This window comes from Paenibacillus sp. FSL H8-0175, from assembly GCF_045040615.1.
In the GTDB taxonomy this organism is placed as follows: domain Bacteria; phylum Bacillota; class Bacilli; order Paenibacillales; family Paenibacillaceae; genus Paenibacillus_AQ; species Paenibacillus_AQ odorifer.
Window position 1 is genome coordinate 1,516,962 of sequence record NZ_CP150299.1, and the last position, 15,208, is coordinate 1,532,169.

At 46.1% G+C, this 15,208-nt stretch carries 13 protein-coding genes and 1 pseudogene; 9 read left to right on the forward strand and 5 right to left on the reverse strand.

The annotated features are described in order from the left end of the window. Positions 1-131 precede the first annotated feature (131 nt). Positions 132-1,487, reverse strand: a complete 1,356-nt coding sequence (locus MHH46_RS06660; protein WP_076192984.1) for a dipeptidase — start codon at positions 1,485-1,487, stop codon at positions 132-134. A gap of 158 nt (positions 1,488-1,645) precedes the next feature. Further along, the gene (locus tag MHH46_RS06665) at positions 1,646-2,329 is read right to left on the reverse strand and encodes an SDR family oxidoreductase (RefSeq protein WP_076125466.1); all 684 of its coding nucleotides are present in this window, start codon (positions 2,327-2,329) and stop codon (positions 1,646-1,648) included. A 115-nt stretch (positions 2,330-2,444) separates the two neighbouring features. Between MHH46_RS06665 and MHH46_RS06670 the strand changes: the two genes are divergently transcribed. From MHH46_RS06670 to MHH46_RS06685, 4 genes and pseudogenes are all read left to right on the forward strand, one after another. Further along, complete coding sequence (locus MHH46_RS06670) at positions 2,445-2,840, forward strand: helix-turn-helix domain-containing protein (RefSeq protein ID WP_244886429.1); 396 nt, start codon at positions 2,445-2,447, stop codon at positions 2,838-2,840. Positions 2,841-2,882: 42 nt separating this feature from the next. Beyond that, the gene (locus MHH46_RS06675; protein ID WP_076192982.1) at positions 2,883-3,836 is read left to right on the forward strand and encodes an RNA methyltransferase; all 954 of its coding nucleotides are present in this window, start codon (positions 2,883-2,885) and stop codon (positions 3,834-3,836) included. Positions 3,837-3,869: 33 nt separating this feature from the next. Next, a pseudogene (locus MHH46_RS06680) lies at positions 3,870-4,486 on the forward strand (NUDIX hydrolase). Between the two features lie 202 nt (positions 4,487-4,688). Continuing rightward, entirely contained in the window at positions 4,689-4,841 is a 153-nt protein-coding gene (locus tag MHH46_RS06685; RefSeq protein WP_155288093.1) for a hypothetical protein, read from the forward strand. A gap of 101 nt (positions 4,842-4,942) precedes the next feature. On the opposite strand, the gene MHH46_RS06690 is transcribed toward MHH46_RS06685, so the two are convergent. The 3 genes from MHH46_RS06690 to MHH46_RS06700 all read right to left on the reverse strand — a co-directional run bounded on the left by MHH46_RS06690 (position 4,943) and on the right by MHH46_RS06700 (position 7,683). Then, on the reverse strand, positions 4,943-5,410 hold the full coding sequence (locus tag MHH46_RS06690) for an ASCH domain-containing protein (RefSeq protein WP_076125460.1): 468 nt from the start codon (positions 5,408-5,410) through the stop codon (positions 4,943-4,945). A gap of 24 nt (positions 5,411-5,434) precedes the next feature. Then, a complete protein-coding gene (locus tag MHH46_RS06695) occupies positions 5,435-7,396 on the reverse strand; it encodes an ABC-F family ATP-binding cassette domain-containing protein (RefSeq protein WP_076125458.1) in 1,962 nt (653 codons plus the stop codon). A 119-nt stretch (positions 7,397-7,515) separates the two neighbouring features. Continuing rightward, positions 7,516-7,683, reverse strand: a complete 168-nt coding sequence (locus MHH46_RS06700; RefSeq protein ID WP_162636617.1) for a hypothetical protein — start codon at positions 7,681-7,683, stop codon at positions 7,516-7,518. Positions 7,684-7,861: 178 nt separating this feature from the next. Between MHH46_RS06700 and MHH46_RS06705 the strand changes: the two genes are divergently transcribed. The 5 genes from MHH46_RS06705 (at position 7,862) to MHH46_RS06725 (ending at position 15,184) form a co-directional block, all read left to right on the forward strand. Further along, positions 7,862-8,239 carry a PH domain-containing protein gene (locus tag MHH46_RS06705; RefSeq protein WP_036680049.1) on the forward strand — a complete coding sequence of 126 codons (378 nt, stop codon included), beginning with the start codon at positions 7,862-7,864 and terminating at the stop codon, positions 8,237-8,239. Positions 8,240-8,802: 563 nt separating this feature from the next. After that, positions 8,803-10,380 (forward strand): gamma-glutamyltransferase, encoded by a 1,578-nt coding sequence (gene ggt / locus MHH46_RS06710; RefSeq protein WP_076192979.1) that lies wholly within the window; start codon positions 8,803-8,805, stop codon positions 10,378-10,380. A 118-nt stretch (positions 10,381-10,498) separates the two neighbouring features. Continuing rightward, the gene (locus MHH46_RS06715) at positions 10,499-11,935 is read left to right on the forward strand and encodes an amidase family protein (protein WP_256717213.1); all 1,437 of its coding nucleotides are present in this window, start codon (positions 10,499-10,501) and stop codon (positions 11,933-11,935) included. Between the two features lie 897 nt (positions 11,936-12,832). After that, entirely contained in the window at positions 12,833-13,147 is a 315-nt protein-coding gene (locus MHH46_RS06720) for a hypothetical protein (RefSeq protein WP_076192976.1), read from the forward strand. Between the two features lie 462 nt (positions 13,148-13,609). Then, positions 13,610-15,184, forward strand: coding sequence for a PucR family transcriptional regulator (locus MHH46_RS06725; RefSeq protein ID WP_076125452.1), 1,575 nt, complete (start codon positions 13,610-13,612; stop codon positions 15,182-15,184). The last annotated feature ends 24 nt before the right edge of the window (positions 15,185-15,208 follow it).

Genomic DNA, 15,208 nt, shown 5'->3' on the forward strand with positions numbered 1-15,208 from the left:
ATAATAATGGTGATAGCAATGGTATGGTGGTTTTATAAATGGACTAAGCAATGATGCTCTTTTGTTTGGCCGCATACTAAAAAGCCAGGCTCCCAACTTAGGGAACCTGGCTTTAATTGTTTGTAGGTATCTTATACAGTCTTTAGGAACTCAACAATGGTGAGTAATCCCTTGTCGAAGTTCTCCAGGTTGAAATGCTCATCCGGTGCATGCAGGTTCTCATCATCGAGACCAAAGCCCATCAGAACGACGGGTGCTTCCAGCACACGGGAGAAGCTCTCCATGATTGGAATGGAGCCGCCGTCTTTGGTGAAGAGGGCGCGGGTTCCATATACTTTGCCATATGCGTCTGCTGCAGTTTGCAGAATAGCATTCGACGGATCGATGTTAAAGGCACGGGCCTTCTCCATTTGCTTAACATGCACTTTCGCTCCGGTCTGAATATTAGCCTTCAGATGTGCTTCAACGGCATCAAGGATATGCTGTGGATCCTGATCGCCAACTAGGCGGCAGGTAATCTTCGCATGTGCTTCTTTAGGGATAACCGTCTTACTGCCTTCCCCTTGGAAACCGCCGTATACGCCGTTAAGCTCAAGCGTAGGACGAGCGCCAATCCGTTCTACAAAGGAATAACCTTCTTCCCCGTATAACGATTCCAATCCAAGACCTTCGCGGATTTTATCTTCATTCACACCTTGCTTCACGAATTCTTCCCGCAGCATTGGGGAAAGTTCAGGAACACCATCATAGAATCCGTCTACAGATACACGTCCTTTGTCGTCATGAAGCGAGCTTAGTAAAGATACTAGGGCATGCAGTGCATTCGGAACACCGCCGCCGTAAGAACCGGAGTGCAGGTCTGTCAAAGCGGTAGTTACATCAACTTCAAGGGAAGCTAGTCCACGCAGCCCAGTGCAGATGGCAGGACGACCGCGTTCCAATAGGGATGTATCGGAGACTAACACCGCATCCGCAGCGAGCTTTTCTTTATTGGCTTCAAGGAACGGAGGCAGATTCACACTGCCGATTTCTTCTTCACCTTCGATGCAAAGCTTGAGATTCACAGGAAGAGTACCTTCTTGTTTCAGGATCGCCTCAATGGCTTTGAGGTGAACGAATACTTGTCCTTTGTCATCTGTTGCTCCGCGTGCATAAAGCTTGCCATCACGAATCTCTGGTTCAAATGGAGGTGTGGTCCATAGGTTTAATGGGTCTACTGGTTGTACATCGTAGTGACCATACACGAGAATGGTTGGTTTGCCTGGAGCATGAAGATAATCGGCATATATAACGGGATGTCCCGCTGTCGGATGCAACTCAATGTTCTCAAGTCCGGCTTTTTTCAGGGTGTCTGTCAGCCAATGGGCTGCCTTCAGTACATCGTCCTTATGTTCAGATAAGGCAGAAATACTTGGAATTCTGAGCCATTGTTTTAGTTCTTCGAGATGTTCATCCCGGTGGGTTGAAAAATAAGTTTCGTATGACATAGTGAGTATGTACCTCCTTAAGTTTTGCTGCGCAAAACCGGCTTTGTAAGCGCCTGGGCATAAGCTTATTGGCCATGCGTGACCGTCTTGTTTAGCATTCTATAGGAACCATTATACTGGAGAACTCACTATGGATCAAAAGCGATGGGGCAAACCTCTCACCAGATGATTGTAGCCGGTGTCACACCTTGGGGAAAAGTATCCTCAGCTTTGCTTTTGTCCATATACATCTCATACCAAACATCAGCGATGAGTCCTGGATCTGTAGCAGTGCCGGGTTTAATGAATACACCAAGTGCTAAATGACCTACATAGATTCCTTGTGGAGCCAAATCTGCATGCAGGTTAAGTGCGTAGTTTCTTAATCCGCTAAGCGCAATGCCAACATTACCCATCATCTGCATGGGATAGACGGAGGACAATCCGGTTGTGAACAGCAGTGCGCCGCTGCGTTTCTCCAGCATCTCAGGCAATACCTGTGCTACGCTGCGGATAGCGGCTACAACCAGTGCCTGAAAGGCATCCTGTGCATTTTCTTCGGTTACTTGTGAAGCAGGAGTAGGAGGGTAATTTCCACTTGTCGGGCTGAATTCGAGCACATCGATAAAGCCGTATTTTTTCTTGATATTATCGAAGGCTGTGGCTACTTGTTCTTTATTGTATACGTCGGCAGGAAAAGCAGCAGCCTCGATATTTAGTGCTTGCAGTTCCTGAACAAGGGTGTTCAGCTTCTCTTCATTTCGAGAGATTAATGCCACTTGAAATCCGTTGGCTCCGAATTTTTTGGCGATTGAGAGTCCTAGGCCGGGTCCAGCACCCATGATGGCAATGGTCTTTTTCATGATTTATTAGTTCCTTTCCGGTTGTTGATTACTAACAGTAACCATGATAAGCTGAATAGGCTTGAGGGACAAGAAGGCACTATTACATGCTTAAGTTACATGGAGGTAACCACAGTTGGAACATTCAAAGGAAGAACCCACCCGGTTCATGCCGATGCTGGAGGATTGCTCCATTACCCGCCAGATTCTGGACAGGGTCGGAGACAAATGGAGTGTACTGATCATAGTCAATTTAGGTGCTGAAGCTTTGCGGTTCAAAGAGTTGCAAAGGCGCTCTGGAGGGATATCACAACGGATGCTGACCCAGACCCTGCGCCATTTGGAACGGGATGGATTAGTTTGGCGTAAGGCGACGCCTACAGTCCCACTGACTGTGGAATACGGTCTGACGAGCATAGGAGAATCATTGTTGGGACCTTTAACCTCGCTTGTGGACTGGGTCAACAAAAACAATGGGAAGATCGCCAAAGCGCGTATAGATTATGACCACCAGCACGACACACAGGAGTAACAAGACAGCAGAACAATTCACTGGGATAGAGGATGGATTATATTGCATACGGAAAGTGGAACAAACACATTTATTTATACTTACACCTGTTCAGAGGACGAGTTATCGCTGTGTCAGATGGAGCTGCGATGTCTTTTTGGCGAGCAGGTGCCGACTGCTCTTTTTAAGAGTGAGGTTGAAGTGGATGTCAGCCGCAGTCCCTTCATTAAAGAGCGGATAGATGTAATGTATGAAGGGGATAGTCTGCCTGAGATTTATGATCAAACGAAGCAGGTGGAGCTTGGCGGCAAGACGTTTAAGGTTATTTTTGTGAAGACCAACGATCTGGGCCCTGCAGACAAAATAGAGTATGATGAGCGCAGAGTGATCGAGCGGGAAATTGGGTTGCGGATTGAAGGAGAAGCGGATGTTAACCATCCGGAGCTGGTATACGGCATTGTTACGCTGGGTGGACGCTGGTACTTCGGATCTTATCATAAAAACAAGGCAACTTGGTTCCGCCAAATGAAGAAGCCACGCAGCTATTCTATCGCGCTTAGTACACGTGTTGCCCGTGCCGCGGTTAATATGGCTATTCCGAATCCTGAAGGTATACGTGCTATAGATCCTTGCTGTGGTATTGGAACTGTAATGGTAGAAGCCTTGTCAATGGGAATCGACATGGTTGGACGTGATATTAACCCTATGATTGCTACCGGTGCGAGAACAAATATTGCCCATTTTGGATTCACCAGTGAGGTAACGCTTGGGGATATTGCGGATATCACTGATCATTACGATGTAGCCATTGTAGATATGCCATATAATCTATATTCTAGTATTACACCTGAGGAGCAGTTCGCGATTCTAGTGAATGCGCGCCGGATTGCAGATCGGGTGGTTATCGTTGCGATTGAACCGATGGACGAGATGATCACTGAAGCTGGATTTACAATCATAGACCGTTGTGAAGCTAAAAAAGGAGCCTTCTCGCGTCATTTAATGCTTTGCCAGTAATCCTAATCAAGGTACCGAAAAAGGGGTGCAGCAATGGAGCAGAAATGGTTAACGTGGGCCAAAGAAATTCAGGCCATCGCACAGACTGGATTAACTTATGCTAAGGATGTTTATGATATAGAACGGTATCAAGCTTTGCGGGAGCTCAGTGTAGATATCCTCGCTAATTATACCTTCGAAAGCAAGGAGAGAATTAGACTCTCCTTTGCGGGTGAAGGGGGTTATGCTACTCCAAAAGTTGATGTCCGTGGTGTTGTATTCCGGGAGGATGAAATTCTACTTGTTCGCGAGAAGTTGGACGGGAATTGGGCGCTTCCTGGTGGTTGGGAGACATTGGACTGTCCCCGAGTGAGGTTGTTGTGAAAGAAATCAAAGAGGAATCGGGTTTTGAGGCAGAAGCAGTTCGCTTACTGGCTGTATTAGATAAGAAATTTCATAACCATCCACCGGAGCCTTATCACGTGTATAAGTTCTTTATTTTATGCCGCATTGTGGGCGGAGAGGCAATGGAAGGGGTAGAGACAAGCGAAGTTTCTTTTTTTGCAGAAGATAAGCTGCCTGAGCTCTCAACAGAGCGGAATACAGAGGCACAGATTCGGACGATGTTTGAATATTTACGAAATCCGGAAAAAGTAGTAATATTGGACTAAGAATCTGCATATACTGTATGACTTCCGCAAATTTAAGTTTTTAATTATTCGAAATTTGGTTAATATCTAATATGTAAGCACTTACAACGGTTTGGCCGCTGAGCCTTTATATCTACCAAAATTCAAAATTTTAATTTTTTGGGTCGAGCGGTCTACATTTTTTCCTCTACTGTGACGATAAGATATTTTAGGAGGGGATCGCATGGAACAAGAAGAATTGAGCATTCCATTGAAACAGGAAAATGTGGTGCGTCCTGCAGAAGGCAATATTGCCACTGGGCTGGTTTGGGGTATCTTAATCAGCATTCCGTTATGGATCTCTGTTATTGGCTGGATTTTGGGATTTTGGCACTAAACCATAAATTAATGAGGATCTAATTCTGTTGAATTTATAGTATACACAAAAGGCTGTCCCTTCCTTGTGGAAGAGACAGCCTTTTGCGTTTTCTGAAGATCTTAGCCTTTTGTATATACCACTTTAAAATTCTCACAAACAACTTTCATCTTTGGATCAAAGGGTTTGTTTAAGAATTTTAAGGATTCTCGGGTGAAGAACTGCTCATGATCATGACGCCATGACTTAAGCGTCCGGTCACCCTCTCCTTCAGTATAGGCAAACTCAGCGCTAACCTCATCAAAAGGTATAATTTGTACCTCTGTAGTAATAATTATTGCCTGCGGATCACCAGAACCATCCAGCACGATACTGTGCCCGCCAACTTGCGGAAACGTCTCGTCACAAGTTTCAAATATATCATAATTTGAAGCAGTTCCTGTCTTGATCCCACGAATCACCAGATCGAGCAGTTTATCGGCCATCTGGGGACTGTCACCAAAGGCCCAGGCGTCATATTTATCCGCTTTTTGTGGATGAAGCTGGGTATATTCTTTCCATAACAACTTAATTTTCTCTTTGTTGCTCATATGCTCATCTCCTTATAGATCAATTTATAGATCAGTTGTCTCCATCCATCCTGTATAGAGCTCATCCAACTGTTCCTGTATCGCATCACGTTCTTGTTGCAGTTCAGCAAGTTCAACTGCATCGCTGCTGATCAGGGGCTCTAACATCTTGGCATCGATCACGCCAAGGCGTTTCTCTACCTCTGCAATGGCCGTTTCCCAGTCGAAGGTGGTGTTTTTCCTACGGGAACTGGAGGATTTAGCGTTGGTTTCTTTCCCTGAATTGTTAGATTGAGGCTTATCAGAGCCTGAACTTGTTCGTTCTGCAGAGAAAGGTTTAGCTTGATCCGCAAAAGAGGGAGCTAATAATGCTTTTTCAGCTTGTTTTTCCTTGTAATATTCATAGTTTCCGTTGAACACTCCAAACCGTCCGTCTTCAATGGACCATAGTTTGTGAAATAGACGATTGATGAAATAACGGTCATGAGATACCGCCAGAACTGTGCCTGGAAACTCCTCTAATGCTTCTTCGAGTGCTTCACGAGAATCTATGTCCAGATGATTGGTCGGCTCATCGAGAATCAGCAGGTTTGGCTTGCGATGCATTAGTACAGCGAAACGCAGGCGGGTCCATTCACCACCGGACAGATTCGTAATGTCTTTGAATACATCGGGACCATAGAATAGGAAACGTGCAAGCTGCCCGCGAGCTTCACCTTCTTCAAGTCCAGCTTCTTCGCGGAAGTAGCGGAGTACAGACTGTTTGTTATTTTCCGGAACAGCCTCTTGTGCGAGGTAGCCGACCACAGTTCTTGAACCGAGTGTACAGCTTCCGCTGTCCGGGGTTTCCTGCCCTAAAATAATTCTTAAAAGTGTACTTTTACCTGCCCCGTTACCGCCGATGAGTGCCGTAGTCTCTCCGTAGCGAAGCACTTCGTTTGCCTCTGTGAAAAGGCTTCGCTGACCATATGCTTTTCCGATATCCTCCAAAATGACAACCTGATTACCGGAACGGTCATTTTGCTGTAGCTGCAAATCCATTGATTTGCGCTCCAGAATGGGACGTTTAACCTTCACCATACGATCCAGTGCTTTTTGCATGGATGCTGCTCTCCGGTAAAAGGAAGGGTTAGGAGGAGTCCCGCGATTGCCAAATTCAATGAGACGTTTGATGCTTTCCTGCATTTGTTTTATTTTTTTCTGCTGCTCTTGATAATCAGCAAATTGTTGAAGAAGTCGTGTTTCCTTCTCCACTTGATAGCCGCTGTAGTTGGTGTGGAAGGTAAAAGCCTCGCCATCTTCAATCTCGATGACTTTCTTGACTACAGCGTCCAGAAAGTAGCGGTCATGGGAGATCGCCAGCACTGTTCCATCATAACTCTGTAAAAATTGCTCCAACCATTCGATGGCATTCATATCGAGATGATTGGTTGGTTCATCCAGTAGAAGGATGTCTGGACGGCGCAGCAGCAGCTCCGCAAGTCCGACTTTTGTTTTTTCTCCTCCTGAAAGAGAGGCGAACAGTCGGCTGTATTGTCCGGTTCCGATCCCGAGACCCGAGGCTACGCGCTGAATAGAGGATTCGATCTCGTAACCTCCGGCGGCCTCGAACTTATCCTGCAAGCTGCCATATTCTTTTAACAGCCGATTCCAGAGGGTTTCATCCGTTCCGCTGTTAAAGCTGGACATTTCCAGCTCAAGCTCCCGCAGGCGGTGCTGCCATTGCAAAGGTTCAGCAAAGCTGCGCTGTAGAACATCATATACGGTTTCTTTTTCGCTAACTTCTTGTATTTGAGCCAGCAGGCCTACTACGCTACCTTTGCGTATTGAGATTTGCCCTTCATCGGGACGTTCTTCCCCGTTCAGCAGGTGGAATAGTGTCGTTTTGCCACAACCGTTGCGGCCGATCAGGCCAATTTTTTCCCCTTGGCGGATATCGAAGGTAATGCTATTCAGCACGAGCTGTGCCCCGTGGTATTTTTGAACATTTTGGCATTGGATGATCATATATATTCTCCTTTAAGAATGCCCTTCGCACCGCCAGTACCCTAAATGGCTCCGAAATCCTGTAAAAAACCATAAAAAAAACCGTAGGGAAATTTCCCCACGGCCTTATCATTCTCCGGTTAACTGATCCGTCCGGGTGATGGCAGGAAAGGCATTTCACAATTGTGTAGTGTTATTAAATTCATACAAATGGACAGACTTCTCCCGTTATCGCCATTTACATGAGCAATGCCAGCTATCGCTTTAGGTAGCCGACTCATAACACTGTTGGTCCAATTGTGATCCATTCCTTCCACACCCCTCTCTTAGTAAATTTAATGACAGTGTAATCAAAAATCAAAGAATAAGCAAGTAAAAAGATGTCAGAGAGTATTTTTACACAGCATAGAATATAAAAAATAGAATAATATGGTTCTATAGTGGGGGGCAAGTGGCTAAATTTAACGGATGAAAAGAGGAAGAGATATGGCACTTTTTGACGGGTTAATGGGCAATGCATCGCAAGTGAATCTTACGGAGGTCCAGCGGGAATACGCACAAATTCTTGCCCCTCAGGAGAAAATTGAACGCGCCTATAAGCTGATTAGAGATATGTTCATTTTTACGGACAAGCGGCTTATTTTGGTGGATAAACAAGGTCTGACGGGCAAAAAAACAGAATATCATTCGATCCCTTACAAAAGCATCTCGCATTATTCCGTGGAGACGGCAGGGCATTTTGATCTGGATGCGGAGCTATGTATCTACATTTCCAGCAGCACGCTTCCGGTGAAGAAGACCTTCAATAAATCCGTAAATATTTACGAGGTGCAGGCCGTGTTATCGCAATATATTTTAAAATAAATTGTTTATTCGGTGTTCCAAAGCACAAGCCCCCCTCTAAGTAAAAGTGGCTAAGATTACTAAGGTTAGATGCAGTTAGACATATCTGAGATAGGCAGAGCCACAATACATAACCGAGATAGGCAGCCAGTGGAGGAAATAGGTTAGAGACATAACCGAGATAGGTAGCTATATGGCGGCAAAAGGTGACTATATATATTCGAGATAGGCAGCCATTTGGCGGCAAAAGGTGACGGAAGTACTCCATGGGTGTATGCGGCTCCCTGTAATTAAAATGATTTTATAATATTCGTAGGCGTGATTCTACAAGGTTAAACAAAGATGACCTCTTATTTGTGCATAGCTCACAAAAAGAAGAGGTTTATTTTGCGTTTCAGCGTAACCGATTGACAAAGGATTTTCGTGTAATGTTAAATGACACTAATTAAACCAGAAGTTATAGGGGGCTCGCAGAGGAACCTGCCGCAGAATATAGGAGATTGAATATGATGGAGAAACCCGCCGCAAAAAAATAAGGAGTTGGGACATGGCGGAAAAAACCGTAAAACATAGGGGGATGGGACATGGCGGAGAAACCCGTAATAGGCACAAAAACTATGGTAGTTAGCCCCCATTATTTAGCCTCGGCTGCTGGTGCACGTATGCTGGAAAAAGGGGGGAATGCCTTTGATGCAGCGGTGGCGATCAGTGCGACATTAGCTGTAGTATATCCACATATGACGGGGCTAGGCGGAGATTCCTTTTGGTTGACCTATAACACGCAAGAGGCGCGTGTTCGGGCCTATAACGGAAGCGGGCGCTCCGGGTACGGAGTCCGCAGAAGCAGCTACGCCGGGGAAGCTTTCATCCCGCGGCGGGGGATTCGCAGCGCCATTACGGTGCCGGGGATGGCGGACAGTTGGGATGCCATACTGAGTAAGTATGGCCGCTTTACGCTGGCGGAAGTACTGGAGCCTGCCGTTGGTTACGCTTTGGAGGGGTTTCCGCTGTCGCCGGATCAGCGGAATAACACGGCTGTTGTGGGCTCTGCGCTGTCACCGGAGGCGGCAGCGATTTACACGCCAGGCGGCGTGATTCCTTGTGCTGGATCGCGATTCCAGCAAAAACAGCTGGCGGCCACCCTGCGGACATTGGCGGCGGGTGGGCGGGATGCTTTTTATAAGGGAAAGATTGCGGAGGACATCTGTGACTTTATGCTGGCATCTGGCGGGTATCTGACTCGGGATGACTTTGCGGATCATCAGGGCGAGTGGGGCGAGCCGCTTCATACGGATTATCACGGGCATACGGTGTACCAAGTGCCGCCTAACTCTCAAGGTTTCACAGGACTAATGAGTCTTAATATGTTGGAGTATTTCAATTTTGAAGCAATCGAGCATGGATCGTATGAATATTATCACCTGCTTGTTGAAGCGTTGAAGTTAAGCTTCCGCGATCGGGATAGGGTGCTTACGGATCCGGATTTTAGTGCTATACCTTTGGAGCAGCTGCTGGATAAACGTTATGCAGGACAATTAGCGTCTGCGATTTCGATGCAAAAAGCTACACAACTGACAAGTCAGCCTATCGGCAGTGATACAGCTTATGCTGCAGTTGTGGATGAAGACGGGAATGCGGTCTCTTTTATTCAGAGTCTGTATTTTGAATTTGGTTCGGGCGTGATCGCTGGGGATACGGGGATTTTGCTGCAGAATCGAGGTTCGTTTTTTTCGCTGGATCCCGGGCACATCAATACGCTTGAGCCGCATAAGCGCAGCTTCCACACACTGATGCCAGCGATGGCCTGCCGCGAGGGCAAACCTGTGATTTTGTATGGGACGCAAGGTGGCGAAGGTCAACCACAGACTCAAACTCTGCTGCTCACAAGGATGCTGCATTATGGCATGAATCCACAAAAAGCTGTGAATGAGCCACGTTTTGTGTGGGGGAGAACGTGGGGAGAGCCTACGCAAGAACTGAAGGTGGAGAGTAGGGTAGCTGATGAGGTGCTGGCAGATTTGGCCGCAGCCGGTCATATTGTCCGGAAAGTAGATGACTATGATGGGGTTATGGGTCACGCTCACGTGATTTCGATAGATGACAATGGATACCGCAGTGGGGGAACGGACCCGCGCTGCGATGGTGCGGCGATTGGGTGGTAAGTATAGGAATGATGGAGCGACCGGAAGGACTCTGAAGGAATCGTAGGAGAAAAGGTGACGGATACGAAAAGCTACTAGAGGGATTGTAATAGTAATGGTCAAGGGAGGAGGGGGAGTTATGGTTTTGGATAATCGGTATGGTGCGTTTATAGATCCTGGGCTTACGGTTGAGAGTTTAGGTAGCGGGATATTGGATGGACTGACCTTTGCAGTAAAAGATGTATTCGCTGTAGCTGGACACAGCTCTTCAGCAGGTAATCCTGATTGGCTGCATAGCCACCATCCGTCCACGGAGCATGCGGTGGCTGTACATCGTTTACTGTTGTCGGGTGCTACACTTCGTGGTGCTGCCCATACGGATGAGCTGATGTATAGTCTGGGTGGCGAGAACCATCATTTTGGAACGCCGATTAATCCGCGTGCTGTAGGTCGTATCCCGGGCGGATCTTCAAGTGGTTCGGCAGTAGCGGTAGCTTCTGGTAGTGTTGATTTTGCGCTCGGTACGGACACCGGTGGCTCAATTCGAGTACCTTCCTCTTATTGCGGAGTATATGGCTTTCGACCAACGCATGGAGCTGTGGATTTTCAAGGTGTTATTCCATTATCTCCGGCTTTTGATACCACTGGCTGGATGTCAGATCGTTTGGATGTGCTCCAGCAGGTAGGGGAAGTGTTGCTTGTGGCTGGGAGTACATCTGTGAAGATGGCGAAGAAAATAGAAAGTAGTATAGAGGAAACTGTAGGGAAGAGCATGGAAAAGAATGTAATGAAAAATTTAGAGAACAACCTAGAGGGAGACATGGTGAAGACTGATGAAAATAATTTAGAAATGAGCCAGAAGGAAAGTTTAGAAACGATTTTGGAGAAACGTATTGAGAAGAGTGCTGAGAAGAGTACGGAGAAAATTTTAGAGATTGGCCCGGAAAACAAGGTGAAAAAGTATATGGAAGACAAAAATAAAATGGGTACTTTATTTGTTGCTACTGACTGCTGGGCTTTGGTTAATCTGGAGAATGCAGCTATTTTATCGGAGGGATTAAGGTGTTTGCGATCCGGGGCAGATCATCTCATGGAGATAGAAATTGCTTTGGAGGGGTTAAGGGTCTGGATGGATGTTTTTAGAGAATTGCAGGGGAATGAAATTTGGGAAACTCATGGCGTTTGGATTGAGAACGAGAAACCAGTCTTTGGGCCTGATATTGCAGCGCGATTCTCGTGGGCTGCTAGTTTGGCGGAAGAGGATCATAGTGTTGCGAAATGTAAACAAAAAGAGATTTCTAATCAGATGCGCTTGCTGCTAGGTGAGGACAATTGTCTTGTGATTCCGACAGTTCCGGGACCAGCGCCGCTGCGTGGAGGGGATTTGCGCCAATTGGAGGAGAATCGTAGCGGTGCGATGATGTTGAGTTGCATAGCAGGGTTGGCGGGTTTGCCTCAGGTAACAATACCTATGCTCTCCACAAGTGGATTGCCACTGGGATTATCCGTTATTGCCGGACATGGTCAGGATCTCCGGTTACTCTCTTGGGTGAATGAAGTGTGGCAGCAGTCCTGAGATACTGGGTGCAGTGGTCTTGAAAAAGTGATACTAAACAGACTGAAGGTACTGAACAACATATCTTGATGATACTTTTCTAGTTACTGTTAACTGGTACTCCTCCATTACCCTCTAGGAATACACTCTTGGAATACACTCTAGAAATACACTCTAGGAGTACACTCTAGGAATACACTCTAGGAATACACTCTTGGATTACACTCTAAGAATATACTCTTGGAGTACACTCTTGGAATACACTCTAGGAATACACTCTTGGAGTACACTCTTGGAATACACTTTTGGAATACACTCTAGGAATACACTCTTGGATTACATTCTAGCAATACACTCTAACGCCACACTCACTTATTCATTCACAAATTAACGAAATGCACATGTCATTCCCTCCTGCTTTTAGTTTTATTGACACCGGGGAGCCTAGTGGAGTTGCTTTTAATACTAAGGTAGTTGGAGTTAGCTCAATAGTGGGGCAGTAGTGTGAAAAAGATAAATTCAGCGCTCGATTGTGTGGTGTAAGACCAGTGGAATTAAGTGAATACGTCGCTGGAGAGAAAAGAACGGTATAAATCCCGCAGAAATCGGAGAAATGGCTAAAGAAGCTAAAAAGAACGGTATAAATCCCGTAGAAGTCGGGGAAATGGCTCAAGTAACTAAAAAGTACAGTATAAATCCCGTAGAATCTAGGAAAGTGGCTTAAGTAACTAAAAAGAACGGTATAAATCCCGTAGAAGTCGGGGAAGTGGCACAAGTAACTAAAAAGAACGGGATAAATCCCGTAGAAGTCGGGGAAATGGCTCAAGTAACTAAAAGTACAGTATAAATCCCGCAGAATCTAGGGGAATGGCTAAAGAAGCTAAAAGAACGGTATAAATCCCGTAGAAGTAGGGGGAAATGGCTCAAGTAACTAAAAAGAACGGTATAAATCCCGTAGAATGTGGCGAAGACGCCTATGTAGCCAAAAAAAAGGGCAAAAGTGCCCTTCACCTCAGCAATTTCGGCTGGATAGCTGGAAAGAAGGGCAGAAGTGCCCTTCATCTCGGCAGTTTCGGCCAAACAGCCAAAAAGAAGGGCAAAAATGCCTCACACCTCGGCAATTCCGGCCGAATAGCCAAAAAGAAGGGCAACAGTGCCCTTCATCTCGGCGATTTAGGCCAAACAGCCAAAAAGAAGGGCAAAAAAGCCCTCCACTTCTACCGGCAGCAGTAGATCTATAAGCGCTTGTACCTCCGCCACAGCTACAGTGGGGTGGTATTATCTCTACTCGTACGGATCTCCTCCACCGATCAATTCCCCGTCTTGCAGCGCTGGTGTGCCTGCAACTTCGATCCGATGGTCAATTCGAATGGCCCGAGAATACCCTCCCATCAACTCCCATGTTGAACCCGTAAAAACTTGTTTTTACTCGAAAGCCCTCCCTCAACTCCACCTACTATTTTCCAATCCCCTTATACAGTTCACATGAACGATATGAGCTAAAGTTCAATAATTCGTAATTCGTAATTCATAATTCATAATTCATCCATGTTCAATTTGTGTTAAGTTTGTTTACATACAATCATGAAATTTTAACTTTCCTCTGTTCAACGCGGTTCATTTTAATTATAATGTTACATAAAATAACATTATAAATCAAAAATGGTTCTATTGATCCTAATAAGGAGGGGTGGCATGCATCTTACGGTTGAAGAAGCGTTGTCCATTTATCCTTTGTCCGAGGCGAAGCTTATCGCTGGGTCTAAAGGGAAACATCGAATTGTGAAGTCAATTAATGTGATGGATGCCCCCGATATTTCGGATTGGATCAAAGAAGGCGAGATGCTGCTAACAACAGCCTATTTGATAAAGGACAATATGGAGGAAGCCTCTGCCTTGCTGCAGACTTTAAATCGCCGGGGATCTTCAGCCTTGGGCATTAAGCTGGGGCGGTTTTGGGATGAAGTACCAGAGCAACTGGTCGCAGAAGCGGAGAGTCTTAACTTCCCTCTAATCCAGCTGCCGTTCGAGTTTACTTTTTCGGATCAGATGAATGGTCTGTTTCGCGCCGAGCTTAGCCGCAGCACTCACGTTCTGCAGAGCATTATGGAGAAGCAGAAAAAGCTGATGCAATTCGCCTTAAGATCTGTCCGCAGCCGTCCATTGTTTGATTCGGTGTCTGAAGTGATTGGTCATTCACTTGTGGTGGTTAGCGCACGGGGGGATGTGATCTACAACAACTCTGAATACCATCCTTCACAGCTGCTGGAGGGGTGGCCATGGCAGAAACGGAATCAGCGCTTTCGTGTGGGAGATCATGTGAGCTACCGTACGCCACTTTTGCAAGGAGAGAAGTGTTCCGGATATCTATTGTTTTGTGCCATCGACCCTTTATTGCTCCCAATGGAAGAAAGTTTGTTTGTTCAGGGAGCTGAACTTATTTCATATCATATTCATTCAGGATACGAAGATTATTTTGAACAGGCAGAACACAGGGAGTTTAGCGGATTGCTGAGACGTTGTTTGAGCGGTAATTTATCTTACACAGATTTGGCGCAGGCTGCTCTCGACTTGGAGATTGAGCTGCTTCAATCACCATTTTGTCTCTTATTGACCGAAACAGCTGCGACTGGGGAAGAACGCCAAGGGGAGCTGCTCAGGCTAAAAGAAGAATATCTTGAACATCCCGGGCTGCGGGAAGTAAAGGGAATTCATGTGATCATAGATCAAGGACTTTTGTCTATATATCCGGGAGATCGTCAGCGTCCTGAACAATTTCGGGATCTAATCCAGCTTTGTTTTGACAACATGAAGTTTGATAAGGGATATTATCCGCGAGCTGCGATAAGCAGTTGTAAAGCGAAGCCGGAGGGGCTGAAGGAGGCTTTTGCCGAGGTAAAGGATTGTATGGGAATGCTTCAGGGCGGGGGAGTAAAAGGGAGTGTTGTGCATTACCGGCAGCTTGAGCTTAACCTGCTGCTCGGGCAAATCCCGGCAGAGGTTATGGAGAAATATTGTAATGGAAGTCTTAGAGGGTTGCTTAGCCGAGAACCGGAGTATGTCAGGGAAATGCTGCGGACGCTGGAAGTTTATCTAGAGAACGATGGTCATGTTAATGAAACGGCTAAGAAACTGTTTATTCATCGAAACACGGCTACCTACCGGATCGAGAAGCTTAGTGAGCTGCTGGACGTCGATTTTAAAAAAATAAATGATCTCATGAGGTTGAAGTTAGTATTCATGTTTCGGAGGATGCTCGGACGGGACTAAGGTCTGAGTTCTAAGGTCTAAGGT